Origin of the sequence: Streptomyces sp. NPDC001985, from assembly GCF_040296845.1 — a bacterium.
GTDB lineage: Bacteria > Actinomycetota > Actinomycetes > Streptomycetales > Streptomycetaceae > Streptomyces.
The window spans coordinates 142,459-157,469 of the sequence record NZ_JBEOYB010000003.1; the positions used below are offsets into that span (position 1 = coordinate 142,459).

At 70.2% G+C, this 15,011-nt stretch carries 10 protein-coding genes and 1 pseudogene; 3 read left to right on the forward strand and 8 right to left on the reverse strand.

What is annotated here, in order from left to right:
- Positions 1–99: 99 nt before the first annotated feature.
- Positions 100–819, reverse strand: a complete 720-nt coding sequence (locus ABT122_RS02255; protein WP_351543968.1) for a ribonuclease H family protein — start codon at positions 817–819, stop codon at positions 100–102.
- A 310-nt stretch (positions 820–1,129) separates the two neighbouring features.
- On the opposite strand from ABT122_RS02255, the pseudogene ABT122_RS02260 reads away from it, so the two are divergent.
- A pseudogene (locus ABT122_RS02260) lies at positions 1,130–2,005 on the forward strand (IS5 family transposase).
- On the opposite strand, the gene ABT122_RS02265 reads toward ABT122_RS02260, so the two are convergent.
- The 5 genes from ABT122_RS02265 to ABT122_RS02285 all read right to left on the reverse strand — a co-directional run bounded on the left by ABT122_RS02265 (position 1,960) and on the right by ABT122_RS02285 (position 7,503).
- Positions 1,960–2,388, reverse strand: a complete 429-nt coding sequence (locus ABT122_RS02265; RefSeq protein WP_351543970.1) for a cupin domain-containing protein — start codon at positions 2,386–2,388, stop codon at positions 1,960–1,962. The pseudogene ABT122_RS02260 and the gene ABT122_RS02265 overlap by 46 nt on opposite strands.
- A 70-nt stretch (positions 2,389–2,458) precedes the next feature.
- A complete protein-coding gene (locus ABT122_RS02270; RefSeq protein WP_351543971.1) occupies positions 2,459–5,551 on the reverse strand; it encodes an NACHT domain-containing protein in 3,093 nt (1,030 codons plus the stop codon).
- A gap of 501 nt (positions 5,552–6,052) precedes the next feature.
- Entirely contained in the window at positions 6,053–6,514 is a 462-nt protein-coding gene (locus tag ABT122_RS02275) for a hemerythrin domain-containing protein (RefSeq protein ID WP_351543973.1), read from the reverse strand.
- Positions 6,504–6,695, reverse strand: coding sequence for a hypothetical protein (locus ABT122_RS02280; RefSeq protein WP_351543974.1), 192 nt, complete (start codon positions 6,693–6,695; stop codon positions 6,504–6,506). The genes ABT122_RS02275 and ABT122_RS02280 overlap by 11 nt, the downstream gene beginning before the upstream one ends.
- A 280-nt stretch (positions 6,696–6,975) precedes the next feature.
- Positions 6,976–7,503 carry an RICIN domain-containing protein gene (locus tag ABT122_RS02285; protein WP_351543976.1) on the reverse strand — a complete coding sequence of 176 codons (528 nt, stop codon included), beginning with the start codon at positions 7,501–7,503 and terminating at the stop codon, positions 6,976–6,978.
- Between the two features lie 655 nt (positions 7,504–8,158).
- Here ABT122_RS02285 and ABT122_RS02290 point away from each other — a divergent pair.
- Positions 8,159–9,319, forward strand: a complete 1,161-nt coding sequence (locus ABT122_RS02290) for a winged helix DNA-binding domain-containing protein (protein WP_351543978.1) — start codon at positions 8,159–8,161, stop codon at positions 9,317–9,319.
- 63 nt (positions 9,320–9,382) lie between these two features.
- Positions 9,383–10,207: an SDR family oxidoreductase gene (locus tag ABT122_RS02295; RefSeq protein WP_351543980.1), complete on the forward strand. Its 825-nt coding sequence runs from the start codon at positions 9,383–9,385 to the stop codon at positions 10,205–10,207.
- A 67-nt stretch (positions 10,208–10,274) separates the two neighbouring features.
- On the opposite strand, the gene ABT122_RS02300 is transcribed toward ABT122_RS02295, so the two are convergent.
- Positions 10,275–13,577 (reverse strand): non-ribosomal peptide synthetase, encoded by a 3,303-nt coding sequence (locus ABT122_RS02300; protein WP_351543982.1) that lies wholly within the window; start codon positions 13,575–13,577, stop codon positions 10,275–10,277.
- A gap of 46 nt (positions 13,578–13,623) precedes the next feature.
- Positions 13,624–14,904, reverse strand: coding sequence for an MFS transporter (locus ABT122_RS02305; RefSeq protein WP_351543985.1), 1,281 nt, complete (start codon positions 14,902–14,904; stop codon positions 13,624–13,626).
- Positions 14,905–15,011: the final 107 nt, after the last annotated feature.

The window sequence follows — 15,011 nt, forward strand, 5'->3', positions numbered from 1 at the left end:
CTCACACGGTCCGGCCCACGGTCTTTCGCCGTCCCTGGGCGCCGCCGTCCGTCCGCAGCGGTTCGCGCGGTCATGGGCTTCGGGGAGGGCTGCTCCGGTTCACTGACCGGCGGTGGCCTGCTCCGCTGTCCCGCAGCCGGGGTGTCCCCATCCGGCGCCGACTCTGGCGATCCTGCTCCCGGCCGTGTAGGCGGCACCGCAGGAGCAGCGGCCGGCGAACTTCGCGGTGATGGTCCGGGCACTCCTGTTCGAGCCGCTGTTCCTCTTCCGCTGGGCCCCGGCCCGTCGCGCGGGCCGGGGCGGGGTGGTCCGTTCCGGCGCGGGGACGGGCAGGGCGTGGCCGAGGGCGGTCCCGCCGGCCTCCTGGGTGGCGGCGGCGTCGCTCGCGGCCTGGTCGGCGAGTGCGTTGAGCACGTCCCCGCCCTCCTGGTGCGCGGGAACGTACACGAGGTTCACCTCGCGGCCGGCCAGGAGGGCGTCGATCCGTTCGACCAGATCGCGGTTGGCGACCGGGCCGCCCCCGGCGGTCTTCCATCCGTTGCGCTTCCAGCCGGGCAGCCACTGTGTGACCGCCTTCATGGCGTACTGCGAGTCCATCCGCACCTCCAGCGGCGTGCCGGAAGGAGTGGACTCCAGGAGGCGGAGCAGCGCGGTGAGTTCGGCGGCGTTGTTGGTGGCCGTGCCCAGCGGGCCGGACTCCCAGCGCTGCGGCAGACCGCGCGCGTCGGCCACCACCCAGCCCCACCCGGCTCGGCCGGGGTTCCCTTTCGACGAACCATCGGCAGCGGCGACAATACGATCACTCATGCCCCCGATCATGCCACCCGGACGGGCACGGCCCGCCGCGCCTGACGAACCCCGCCGTCCGCGCGGTTCGCCGTTCACGGCTCCAGCAAGACCACGATCTGCCTCCGAGGTACTAGGTCGTCTCTTTCGGATCGTGCCGGGCTCGCGAGCCCCGGCACCGCGCCCCGCCGCGTTGTCGTCAGTTGCCGACGCTCCGCGTGTGCTCCCTCTTCCGCCTCGCGATCCACGGCACCGGACGCCGCTCACCGATCCGGCCCGATCCGAAAGAAACTCCCCAGGGCCTGTTGCGAAAGTGGATCTTGGTTGTGAATGATCACGTTCTGTGGGACGCGGGGATCTGACGAATAGCCAGTGGACCCGGCTTGAGCCGTTGCTGCCGCGGGGCATCGAGCCGGGCCGTCCGCCGGTGTGGACGCGGCGGCAGGTGATGGACGGCATACGGTGGCGGACCCGGACCGGCGCCCCCCTGGCGGGACGTGCCGGAACGATACGGCCCGTGGGACCGGGCCTACGACCTGTTCCGGCGCTGGCAGCGGGACGGTACCTGGGCCCGCATCATCACCCGGCTCCAGGCTCAGGCGGACGCGAAGGGCCTGATCACCTGGGACGTGAACGTCGACTCCACGGTTTGCCGGGCCCATCAGCACGCCGCCGGAGCGGTGAAAAGGGGGATCTCCAGAAGGAACCGCCCGGCGGAGTCTTCAGCGAGCCGGGCGACCACGGGCTCGGACGGTCGCGAGGCGGGCTGACCAGCAAGATTCACCTTGTTGTCGAGCAGGGCCAGAAGCCACTGTCCATCGTGATCACGGCCGGACAGCGTGGGGATTCACCGCAGTTCGAGCCGGTACTGGAGGCAATCCGGGTACCCCGGCTCGGCCGGGGACGGCCACGCAAGCGTCCGGACCGGGTGCGGGCCGACAAGGCGTACGACTCCCGCAAGAACCGCGCCTACCTGCGTCGACGAGGAGTCAAGGCAACAATCCCCGTCCCGGAAGACCGGGTCCGCGACCGCAAGAACCTCGGCGCTCGCGGCGGTCGGCCACGGAAATTCGACAAGACCGGCTACCGCGAACGCCACGCGGTCGAATGCGGGATCAATCTCCTCAAACGCCACCGCGCAGTGGCCACCAGGTATGACAAGTTGGCCGTCCGCTACGAGGCCACCGTGCTGGTCGCGGTCTTGAATGAATGGCTATGACCAGCAGCGGAATCGTCCTCATCGACCACCTTGTAGCCGGCCACAGAAGGCCAGCGGACCGTCAGCACCACGGACTCTTCCTCCGCGAACCAGGAGTGGTCGACGCCCCGGCCCCACACGACGTAATCCCCCTGACGGGCCAGGAGAACAGTGCGTCCGGGCAGTTCCACCCGGAAGCGCCCGCTGATGAGGACCAGCAGGGCAGTGCGCTCCTCGCCGGTCACCCACTGGGCCCGCTCATCGCCCTGCGGGTGGACGCCCCATTTGATCTCCACGGCCTCGCTATGCCGAGGATCAGAGGCGTCCTTGAAATGCCCCAGCAGCCACCCCCGGTCCAGTGCCGCGTCACTGCCCGCATTGCCCACATACACACTGTCGGTCATGACTCTGGAAGGTAGCAGCCGGCCGAATCAACACTCACAAGAGCAACAAGAACTACTTTCGCAACAGGCCCTAGTCGAGCTCGGACGTGTCATAGATACGGGTCATGCCGTCGACGGTGAGCGCCAGTTCCGCGCCGTTCCCGCTCAGGGCAAGGGCGTCGATCGGCTTGTGCGTGTCGAACGACCAGTCCTTGGCGCAGCGATCCCACCCGTGGGCGGTCGCCCCGAGAGCGCTGGCGAGCCGTTCACCGGTGTTGTCGATCGCCCACCGCTCCCCCGGCATGTCGCCGCACCTGCGCTGTTTCACACCCGATTCGTACACGTCAATGGTCCTTGAGTCACCGAGAATGGTGACAAGTACTCCGCTCTCGCTCACGGCACCCCCGTAGTACTCCCCGAGATACACGCCGCCGTGCACACCGAGATCACTGTCGGCCCGCGTGTCCATGAAGTAGGTGTCCACTCCGTTGATCCCGAACTGATAGCGGCCGCGAGCCGCGGTGTCCACCACCGAGTAACTGTTGATTTCCTTGTCTGTTATGCGTTCCGACCGGTTCCAGGGGATCTTCCACTCCCGGGGAGACTGATTCTCATCCTCTCCGAACAGCAGGACCCCATCCCTGTTCACCTCGATGCTCATATCGAAGGTGTACTCGTCCTCGCCGTAGTCGTAATCGGTCCAGTCGACCAGGCCGCTGATTCTCCGCTCCCAGACCTTCTCACCATTCTCCGTGTCCCAGCGTCGCACGATGCCATCCCTGTCGGCGGTGACAAGGGTCCGCGTGCCCGCCGGACCGAAACTCATCGCGTCGATCCTGCCGGTGGACAGGGTAATCCGGGAGGGATCACCCGGAACAATCAAGGTGATCAGGAGGAGAACGACCGCCAGAGCGCCTCCCGCGCTCGCCAGTCGAATACGTCGCCGGCGGACAAGGTGAGCTCGGGGAACGAGGGCGCGGTCGCGGGCGAGGGAGCGGCCGGCGAGGCGTTCCTGGAGATGGATGTGGCGGAACTGGTAGGTGCCGCCGGACTGGCGCAGCAGTTGCCGGTCGCGCGCGTCGGACAGGAACCGCACGAAGTTCCAGGGCACCTTGCCCCCCGCGGCGAGAAACACGCGGAGGAGGGCGAACTTCGTCCAGGCGCGGTGCAGGAGCATCAGCACGGAGAAGACCGTGCCGAGCAGCACGGTGGCCGCGAGGACGCGCGGGAGGGAGTCATAGGCTCCCGTCTCGTCTGTCACCCGGGCCAGGATGTCGGTGAGCCGGGGCTCGCCGGCCCAGCCCATGAGCGCCAGAAAGACGACGAAGGCCAGGGAGACCGAGGTGACCAGCAGGGGGACCGCGGCAGCTCCGAAGATGACGCCGGCGAGTCCCGCGCCCACCAGGGCGGAGTTGCGGTCCTGGTGCAGCAGTCCCACCGGAGTCGCGCGGGCGGACCCCTCGGGCGGTGTGTTGAGCCACTGGTGGACGGCGAAGGCCGCTCCGACGGCCAGCGCGGCTCCCGCGGCGAACGCGGCCATCTGGGACAGAGCGACCACATCCGCGGTGGTCCACCCTTCGCCGTAGGTCGTCATGACAGCTTGTGTGCCGAGGACCATGACGGCCGGCGCGGATGCCAGAGCGAAACCCGCGCCGAAGCCCGCGCACAGCCGTCGCAGGGAGCCGCGCCGGGCGAAGGAGACCCGGCCCGGGGGCCGGTCCGGTGCCGCGTACCAGGTCAGCATCGCCAGTACGGCGACTCCCGCACCCAGAACAGCCGCGTAACCGACATCGCCTCCCAGGAGTTTCTGCACCCCGGCCGCGAGAAGCATCGTGAGCAGACCGAGGCTGAGGCCCACCACCAGCCCGGCCCACCGGGAGAAGAGCCGGCCGCTCATGCGCCACCACGCGAGGTCCCGCTCCCCGTACCCGTGCAGGTGGGTGGCGAGGAACGTCAGATACCGCTCCGCCTGTTCCGCGTTCCGCTGCCAGGTGTCATCGTCCGGTACGGGGAGGGAACCCGGTGCGGGGGCGTAGGCGGCGGGGATGATGTGGTCGACGAGGTGGTCCTCGACCCCGTGCCGACTGTCGAAGTCGAGGAGTTCGGCTGGATCACGGCCGCAGTTCCGGTAGACGGAGCGGGCGAGGGTGAGTGTCAGAGGGGTCGACAGCGCGGTGGCCGCGGCGCCCTCGGGGTGCTCGTCCAGTCGGGCGTAGACCGGTCGCCAGTCCACGCCCTCCGGCCAGTCGACCTCTGCCAGGTAGTTGACCGCGTCCACCACGGGCACCGCCGCCACCTCGACCACCGGGGCGCGGCGCAGGGGGGCCGAGCCGCCTTCGATGACGTCCTGATACTCGGTCGACCGGCAGGTCAGCACGAGACCGCGGCCGTCGCCACAGGCCGCGTTGAGGGCGCGGACGGCGTTTCGGCGGGCCGCTTCGGGGATCTCGTCCAGCCCGTCGAGGACCGGAAGCAGCATCTGCCGGCTGAGGAGCAGACGAGGGGCGTGGGTCTGGCCGCCGTAGTACTGGGCTGCCAGGGTGTCGGTGATCCAGTCGTCGAGGGATTTGTTGACAGGGTCCCAGGAGGAGACGGACAGCATCACGGGGACAGGGCCCTGGGGAGCGCGCTGGGCGAGGAGGCCGAGGGTGAGCATGAGGGCCAGTACGGTTTTGCCGCCGCCCGGTTCTCCGAGCACCACGAGCCGTCCGCTGGGGATACGCCCGTATCCGTCGGCGAGTTGAGCGCAGGCGGTGGAGAAGTCGCCTTCCAGACGTCCTTCGAGGGACATGCGCAGAACGCGGCCTGTCCGGGTCCCGAAGATGGCCTCGGCCCGTGCGGCCACCTGTCTCTCGGTGGCGGCCCAGGACAGTGGAATCACCCGCGGCTCCCGGAGCTCGCGGGCGGTGGCTTCCTCCGTCCACTGCCCCGACACACTGTCCGCCAGTTGGTCGGCCACTTCCCCCGCGTCCCGGGGTGGAGCGGGTGGCGGCAGGAGCTGGAAGACGGCCGCCCCGAGGGACCCGAGTCCGGCGAACGTGCTCGCGATGGCCATCAGCTGTTCGACGCTGCCGAACTCGGCGTCTCGCGCGCCCCACGCCAGGAGGAGCGATGTACAGGCCAGCACCGCGATCAGCACGACGCGGAGCCACGTGCGCCGAGCGGGGTGGGGAGTTCGTGTCACCGACAACAGGATGCCCCAACAGCGGTGCGGGCGTGGCGGTTTCCCGGACAACCGGGACCGGTCGCCTCAGCCGTGCGTACGCCCGGGGGACCTCGGCCGCCGGCCCTGCGGCGGGTTGGGCCCGCGCCCTTCCGAGAGGCGCTGACCAGCGGGCTGCCGCCGGTTGCGGGCAACCGTGGGAGCCGCGGAATGGGCCCGCTGCGCGCCTGCCCGCGCGGAGCGGTTCATGCGCGATTCGCGCGGATCATCTCACTGAGCGGTACGTCATGGGGCGGGCGCCGTGCTTCTGGCAGCCGGAGCGGCTATAGCACCCCGATTCCCGGGTGGCCCCGCCGTCCACCTGGCTGAACGCCCTCTCCCCGGCCCGCTCGGTCGCCACGCGCCGCGTCGAGCCCGCCGTCCCCACTACGATTCACCGCCTCGCCGAAGCCCCGGCGGTCGAGGGCCGGCGCCCGGGCCCCGGTCGCGCCGTCAGAAGCGGCGGCGCGACCGGGACGCGGTTCAGTTGATCGGGCCGAAGATCTCGGTGCGGTCGAAGTCGGTGTCCATGTCGTCCAGCACCGCTCCGATCTGCTTCTCCTCGTACCTGAAGTGCGTCTCCATGACCGCCTCGATGCCGTCCAGGTGGTGGTGCGCCACCTCCGGGTCGGCCGAGTCGGCCAGTGCCTTCCGCAAGCCGCCGATGAGGTGCTCGATCATGTTGTGGTCCTGCGTCAGCTTCGCGACCACCGGCGCCAGGTCGGGTCGCGCCCGTACCAGTTCCGGGAAGAGCGAACCGTCCTCGGCGCGGTGGTGGCCGGAGAGGGCAGCGCAGAACCCGTGGCAGAACAGCAGCAGGTCGGTCGCGGCGGCGTCGGGGTCGCCGCCGTCCAGTCCCGCCCGGGCCAGTGCCAGCGCGGTGCGCAGCTTGCCGTGCACCCGCCGCAGTTCCCCGCCCCAGGCGGTGACGCGGTCAGTCGACACGAACGTCCTCCCGTCGCGGCCGGGCCGCGCGCGCGGTCGTCCAGGACGCGGTGCGCGGCTCGCGCGCGGGGAACTCGCGCGGCGGGAGTTGCCGGAAGCCGCCGCCGGGCAGGACGAGGACGGCGGGCCGGGGGCCGGGGAACCGGTCCTCGGCGGGGTGGAGCGTGATTCTCTGTGACATCGGAGTGGGAATGGCCGGAGCCACCTTTCGATACGGCGCCTCCATGCCTGACGATCCGTCCGCCATCGGCACGCGACGCTGCCCGGAACTATAGCCGCCGGGTCCCGATGGGGGTTGCGTCGCGCCGCCGCGACGGCGCCGGGGCGAGCGCCGGCCCTCCGGGACACGGCACCACCCGCGGGGACACGGTGGCCGCGCCGGCCGGACCCGTGCCGATGCTCGTGCTGCCGCCGTCCGTGCCGCCGTCCGTCACTGCCCGCGGCCGGGAAGGGGCCTTCCGCTACACGGGGATGGCGCGGAACATCTGGCCGTAGTTGCCCAGGTCAGGGTTGACCATGACCAGGTCGCCCTGGGAGTTGCACACACACTGAATGGCTTTCCGGACGGAGTAGTTGACCAGGTTGACGTACTGGCTCGTGTCGTAGTCGACCCACCACTGCTCGTCGTCGGCCGCGTTGCACTCGACGGTACGGGGCTTGGCCTGTCCCCAGCTGTGCGTGTAGGCGAGGCAGCGCCCGGTCTGTGTGCTCTGGAGCTGCCAGCCCCGTGGACCGCTGTACACGATCCACTTCTGATAGGGGTTGCTGGTACCGCAGTCGTGCGTGTAAGCGTTGCCCCACATGTCCGAGTCGAGACACTCGTTGTACATGTACATCTGGAACCGTATGGCCACCGGGTTCGCGGAGGCCGGGGACGGCGCCAGGGCGATGGTCGCGCAGAGGGCGGCCACAACGGCGCCGATCCGGGCCCCGAGACGCGTCGTTCTTCTTCGCGCCGGCGCGGGGCGGTGGACGGGAAGCTCGGACATGTGGGGGGCTCCTTCTCCTGGTGGGTGGCGCGGGCGGAATGATCACCGCGCACCTCGTTCAATGGTTGACATGACTGCGACACGGCTCGGGTTGCCTGGCCGGCGATGAATGACTTGATCATGGTCTGCGGTCCGAAAATCGCCGTCCGGGGACGGGCGGGGGGCCGGGTGGCACCGCACGACTCGTGCTCCCCGGACCCGGACCCGGACCCGGTCCCGCCGCACGGCAGCGGCGGCACCTTCTCCACCCCCGGACCGCGGCGCAACAGCGGCCAGACCTCGACGGCGATCTGCCACCCGCGGGGCCTGTTCCCGCCGGTCGACGCCTGGACCGAGCGGTGGGTCCGCTCCTCGGCAGCCGCGGCGGCCAAGCCTCCGCGGCCACGGTCCGCCGGACCGGAGGCGACACCACGCCGCCGCCGAATTGCCGCGGTGACACAGCCGCGAGGCATAATGGACGAATGTTTCCCGGGCCCATGCGGGAGAGGTAATTTCCGCGAGCCGTCGGGGCAGTTGGGCTTGACAGGTTCCCCGGGGAATGACTATCCATATCCAACGCCGCAGCTCCGCATACCCGCGAGAAGCGCGTGAGCGGAACCCAGAGAAATCACACGCGATCCGTCTCGGATCTGCACAGTTGAGCGAGAGGATTCACATGGCACCCCCGCCAACCGCCACCGCTTCGAAGCGACCACCGGTCAAGCTGTCCTGGGATCAGGTACTGGCATGGCGGATGCACCAGCACCACCTGGTCGAACGCGTCCCGGCCGAGAAGGTCTTCGACGTCACCAACGACATCTGCCTGCTCCACGCGCAGTTGCTGAGCTCGGCGGAGCTGTCCCTCTGGGCGCGGATCGACGGCCTGGAGGCCAACTGGCTGGAAAACGCTCTCTGGGACGAACGGAAATTCGTCAAGACATGGGCGATGCGCGGAACCCTGCATCTCATCCCCGCGCGTGACTACCCGAATTGGCAGGGGGCCCTGAATGGCTATCAGCACTATCTGAAACCCAGCTGGCTGCGCGGTTTCCGTGTCACCGAAGAGGAAATGGACGCATTACTGCCCGCCATCAGCAGCGCGCTGGACGGCGGCTCGATGCTCACCCGGGAGGAACTCGCCGAGGCCGTGGTGCGGAAGACGGACTTCCCCTCCCTCGGGGAGAAGCTGCGGGACAGTTGGGGGGCGCTTCTGAAGCCCGCGTCCTTCCAGGGGCGGCTGTGCTTCGCTCCCAACAGGGACCGGAACGCCCAGTTCACCACCCCGGATCTCTGGCTGGACGGCTATCAGCCGGTGCCTCCCGAGGAGGGACTGGAGCTGATGACGCGTCGCTATCTGCGCGCGTTCGGTCCGGCCACCCGGGAGGACTACGCGCGCTGGAGCGCGCACACCCCCGCCGCCGCGGGGCGGATGATCAAGAGTCTCGGGGACGAGGTCACCGAGGTGGAGGTCGAGGGCTACACCGCGTGGATGCGGACGGAGGACGCCGCGGCGGCGGTCGAGGCCGGGCCGGGCGGGACCGTGCGTCTGGTGCCGGCCTTCGACCCCTGGGTGATCGGCGCCTCGCGCAGCGTCGACGCGCAGTGCCCCGACGCGTTCCGGGAGCGCGTCTACCGCAAGCAGGGCTGGATCTCCCCGGTCCTGCTGGTGGACGGGCGGATGCACGGCATCTGGAACGTCGAGAACAAGGGCGGGAGGACCTCCGTCACCATCGAGCCGTTCACGGATGTGCCGGCGAAGGTGCGCAAGGCCGCCGAGGCCGAGGCGGCGCGCCTGGCCGGATTCACGGGAGGCCGGCTGGAACTTTCCTGGGGATGACCGGATCAGCGAAAACCAACAGGCGCCGGACTCGTTCGGGCGCAGAAGGGGCTCGGGACTGAGATGGGAAAACTGGATGGCAAGGTCGCGATGATCACCGGGGCGGCACGGGCACTGGGCCGTTCCCACGCGTGGTCCTTCGCGCGGGAGGGCGCCGATCTCCTGCTCGTCGACATCTCCGACGCGGCGTCCCCCGGCCCGTATCCGATGGCGACGCGGCAGCAGTTGGAGGAGACCGCCCGGGAGTGCCGCCGTGAGGGTGCGCGGGTGCTGACGGCGGTGGCCGACGTACGGGAGCGGCAGCAGGTCGCCGACGCGGTCGAGGCGGGGCTGGCCGAGTTCGGCGCGCTGGACGTCCTGGTGAACAACGCCGGTGTGCTGGGCCCCGGTGGCCGGCCCGCGCACGAGCTCACCGAGGAGGAGTGGCTCTTTGTCATCGATGTCAATCTCAACGGTCCCTGGCGCTGCGCGCACGCGGTGCTCCCCCACATGGTCGCGAACCAGTCCGGTTCCGTCATCAACATCGCCTCGACCGGCGGACTGGTGGGCCTGGAGCGCTTCTCCAGCTATGTCGCGTCGAAGCACGGGGTGATCGGACTGACCAAGGCGATGGCGCTGGAGTACGGCCGTCACGGCATCCGGGTGAACGCGGTCTGCCCCAGCACCATCCGGGCCGATCGCGGGCTGGCCGCGAGCACCGCCGCGGTGGCGCTGTCGCTGGGCTCCACCCTGGCGGAGTACGAGCGGCGGTCACTGGCGCAGCATGCCCTGCCCGAGCTGGTCAGCGCGGAGGATGTGGCGGAGACCAGTGTCTGGCTGGCCGGTGACGCGGCTGCCGGCATCACCGGCGCGGCGATCACCGTGGACGCGGGCTTCACCGCACGCTGAACGTCGTCTCCCTCCCCGGGCGGCCGGGGAGGGGGACGGCGTTGAGCCGGCGGCGGGGGCCTCGGTGTCAGTGGTCCGGTCCGGCCCCGGCGATCTCCTCGATGGCCGCGGCCATGCCCACCAGGTCGGGCTGCTCGAAGAGCACGCTGATCGGCAGCCTCACGCCCAGCTCCTCCTGGATGCGGGCGATCAGCCGCACCGCCATGAGCGAGTGGCCCCCCAGGTCGAAGAAGCTGTCCGTGGCGCTGATGTCCTCCTTGCCGAGGACATCGGCCCAGACGGCGGCGAGCGAGCGTTCGTGCGCGGTGGCCGGGGGCACATGGGGCGCCCCGCCGCTCTGCCGCCTCCCGTCGGCGTCCGGCAGTGCGCGCCGGTCGAGTTTGCCGTGGGGGGTGAGCGGAAGCGCGTCCAGGAGGACGAACCCGGCGGGAACCATGTACTCGGGCAGGGTCGAGCGGAGGCCGCGGCGCACTCCGTGCGCGGTGGTGCCGGCCCCCGGCTCGCCGACCACGTACGCCACCAGGGTGGAGGCTCCGTCCGGCTCCTTCCGCGCGATGACGGCGGCCTCGGCCACCCCCGGGAGGCCGCGGAGCGCGGCTTCGACCTCGCCGGGCTCGATGCGGTGGCCGCGGATCTTCACCTGGTCGTCGACGCGGCGCAGATAGACCAGTTCACCGCCCGCGACCCGGCGTGCCATGTCCCCGGTCCGGTACATGCGGGCACCGGGGCGTCCCGCGTAGGGGTCGGGCAGCATGCGCTCGGCGGTGAGCGCCGGGGCGTCGTGGTAGCCGCGGGCCACTCCGGCGCCGCCCACGTACAGTTCGCCCGGGATACCGGGCGGGACGGGTTCCAGGTGCTCGTCCAGCAGATGGAGGCTCAGGTCCGCGAGGGGCTCCCCGATGACGGAGCCCAGGTCGTCCTTGAGATCGGTGGCACGCAGGCGGCGGTGGGTGACGTGCACGGTGGTCTCGGTGATCCCGTACATGTTCACCATCCGGGGCCGGTCGTCGGAGAACCGGTCGAACCACGGTCCCAGGGACGCCGGGTCCAGGGGCTCCCCGCCGAAGACCACCAGCCGCAGCCGGGGGCACGGGGTATCCCTCGCCAGGAGGACCTGGCTGAGCTGCGCGAACGCCGACGGGGTCTGGTTCAGTACGGTGACGCCCTCGTCGGCGAGCAGATCGGCGAACGCGTCGGGGGCCCGTGTCACCCAGTGCGGGACCACGACGAGCCGTCCGCCCCGCAGCAGTGCGCCCCACAGCTCCCAGACGGAGAAGTCGAAGGCGTAGGAGTGGAACAGGGTCCACACGTCGTCGGGACCGAACCCGTGGCCCTCGGTCGCCGTGAACAGCCGGGCGACGTTGGCGTGGGGGACGACGACGCCCTTGGGCCGCCCGGTGGAGCCGGAGGTGTGGATGAGGTAGGCGGCCTGGGCGGCGTCCACCTGGACGGCGGGGTCGGTTCGCGGCTGCCGCTCCAGCTCTCCCCGGTCGTCGTCCAGGCAGAGGACGGGCGGGCGCCGGGCGGGCAGCCGGGCCGATGCGGCGCGGTGGCTCACCACGGCCACCGCGCCGGAGTCGGCCAGGGTGAACTCCAGCCGCTCGGCCGGAGCGTCCGGGTCGAGGGGTACGTAGGCGCCACCGGCCTTCAGCACCCCCAGGAGGGCGACCACCAGGTCCAGGGAGCGTTCGGCGCACACCGCGACCCGCTGCTCGGGCCGCACTCCCCGGGCCACCAGGGCGTGCGCCACCCGGTTGGCCCCGGCGTCGAGTTCCGCGTAGGTCAGTTCCCGGCCCTCGCAGCGGACGGCGACACGGTCGGGGCCGCCGCGGGCCCGGTCGGCGAAGAGTTCGTGCAGGGGACGTCCGGCGGGAGCGTCGGCCGGTTCCGCGGGGGCGGGGCTCGGCCGCGCCGTCCGCTCCTCGGGGGAGAGCAGGGACAGCCGGGACACGGGCAGGTCCGGTGCCGCCACCGCGGACTCCAGGACGCGGCCCAGGTAGTCGGCCATGTTCCGTACGGTCTCCGGCTCGAAGAGCTCCTCGCTGTGCGGGAGGAACCCCACCACGTCGCCGTCCTCGACCCACAGCTCGGCCATGAGGTCGAAGTGGGTGGCCGCTCCGTCCATCTCGAAGTACTCGGCGTCGACACCCGGTATCCGCGGTACGGGTGCCTGGGCGTCGCGCAGGCTGAAGGAGGTCTGGAAGATGGGGGTGTTGCTCAGGTCCCGCTCCGGCTGGAGTTCCTTGACGAGCAGCGCGAACGGCAGCGACTGCCGGGCGTAGCCGTTGACCGACGCGGTACGGGTGCGCCGGAGCAGCTCGCGGAAGGTCGGATCGTCCGCGACGTGCATCCGCAGGGGCAGCCAGTTGAGGAAGTAGCCGATGAGCGGATGCACCTCGCTGCGGCCCCGGCCGGCGATCGGGACGCCGACGACGACATCGGACTGCCGGCTGTACCGGGCCAGGACGGCGGTCCACGCCGCGAGCAGGGTGATGTGCAGGGTCGCGGACTCCGACCGGCCGAGGGCGCGGACCCGGTCTATCAGCGCGGCGGGATAGCGCACATGGCAGAACCGGCCCTGCGCCCGCCGGATGCGGGGGCGGGGGTGATCGGTCGGCAGATCGAGGGCCGGGGGTGCTCCGCTGAGGTGGTCGCGCCAGTAGTCGAGGATGTCCCGCAGCCTGTCCTCGCGCATCATCCGGCGCTGCCACTGGGCGAAGTCCGCGTACTGGATGGGCAGTTCGGCGAGCCCGGCGGCGGGTCCCCCCGACTCCTCCTCGTACAGGGCGGCGAGTTCCCGGAAGAAGATGGCCAGCGCCCAGTGATCCGAGACCGCGTGGTGCTGGATGATCGACAGCACATGGTCGTCGTCGCCGAGACGGTACAGCGCCGTTCGGATCAGGGGGCCGGCCGCCAGGTCGAAGGGCTCGATCACCGAGGCGAGGATCGCGGAGCGGGTCCGCGCCTCCGGTTCGCCGGTGTCCGCCATGTCCCGCAGCGGCAGCGGCACCGCGAGATCGTGCCGGACGACCTGGTGGGGGCCGTCCGGGCCTGCGTCGTCGAACACGCTGCGCAGCACCTCGTGCCGTCGTACCACCGCGGTGAGCGCCCGTTCCAGGGCGGCCGGGTCGAGGGGGCCGCGCAGTCTGAGGGCCGTGGGCGTGTTGAAGACCGTCCGGTGCGGTTCCAGGCGGTCCATGAACCAGACCCGTTCCTGTTCGAACGAGGTCGGGACCCGGTCCATCCCGGCGGGGCGCGGGCGGATCGGCTCCTCGGCGGGTCCGTCCGGCTCGGGGACGAGCCGTTCCAGCAGCTCGCGCTGGTACGGGGTCAGTCGGTCCAGCCGGTCCTGCAGGTCGTCTGCGGACATGGTGCGGTCATCTCCTCACGCTCGACAGCATGTCACTGATGGAACATCAGTTCGGCACCGCCACCTCGTACTCCCGGGGAACCTTGGCACCGATGCGGTGGATCGACCCCATCACGATCCAGATGATCGTCGACAGGACCAGCAGCCCGGCCAGCACCAGGCACACCACACTGCCGAAGACGGTCGCGAGGACGCCGGCGAGCGCGGCCCCCAGCGCGTTGGCGCCCCACACCAGGGGAAGCGAGATGCCGTTCAGACGCCCCATCAGCGGCAGCGGTGTCACCGACTGGAGGATGGTCAGCAGCCCGACGTTGAACAGGGGGACCGGGAAGAGCGTGAGCACCTGGGACACGATCAGGATCGTCAGCGGGGCGCCCAGTGCGGCCAGCGGCAGAATCAGGATGGCGACACCCAGGACGGCGTGGCCGACGATGAGCGTGGGGCCCATGCCCCACCGGTTGTTGAGGGGTTGCGCCAGCAGCGCGCCCACCACCATCGCGGCTCCGCCGACACCCATGGCGAGCCCCAGATCCCGGGCGGAGAGCCCGAGATCGCGGTAGACGAAACTGAAGAGCGTCGCCGTCATCATGGAGACGGCGAAGTTTCCGCTGGTGCTGATGACGAGCAGAAAGCGGTAGAGACGGGTCCGGGTCACCAGGGTGAACCCCTGGCGCATCTCCAGCCAGACCGCCGCCAGACCGCGTTCCTGACCCGCGGCGGTCCGGGGTTCCTCCCGCTTGTCGATGAACAGCAGGGTGATGGTGGCGACGACGAACGACAGGGCGTCGAACATCACCGCCCTGGCCGCCCCGAATCCGGCGATGAGAACGCCGCCGAGCGATCGGCCGAACAGAATGGCCGCGGATTTGCTGAACTCGGTCTTGGTGTTTCCCTCCACCAGATCCTCGCGGTCGATGAGCGAGGGGATATAGGCGTGGTAGGAGATCTGGAAGACCACATCCATGGAGCCCTTGAGCACCGCGGCGACATATATCTGCTCGATGGTCAGGACATCGAGGGCCGCCGCCACGGGGAGCCAGCCGAGAATGAGGGCCCGGGCCATATTGGAGACGATCATCAGCATGCGGCGTGAGACCCGGTCGGCCCAGACGCCGACGATCGGCCCGAGCACGACGTAAGGTATCCACTGCAATGAGATCAGGGCCCCGACGGTCGCCGCACCGGCTCCGAAGACAAAGACGGCGAGCGAGGGCAGAACAATGACCGTCACTTCACTGCCCAGGAGAGATACACTCTCCCCGGACCAAAATAGCATGAAGTTCCGGTCACGCCATAAGCGTCCCTTGAAGAATTTAGCCATTTCCATCCCTGTGTAGCGAAGCCGTCCGGGTTCCCCCGTTTTCGCAGCCGCCCGATTCAGCGCGCCCCCGGAATCGCATGGCGCGCCGAGCGGGTCCGGATGCTCTCACACCG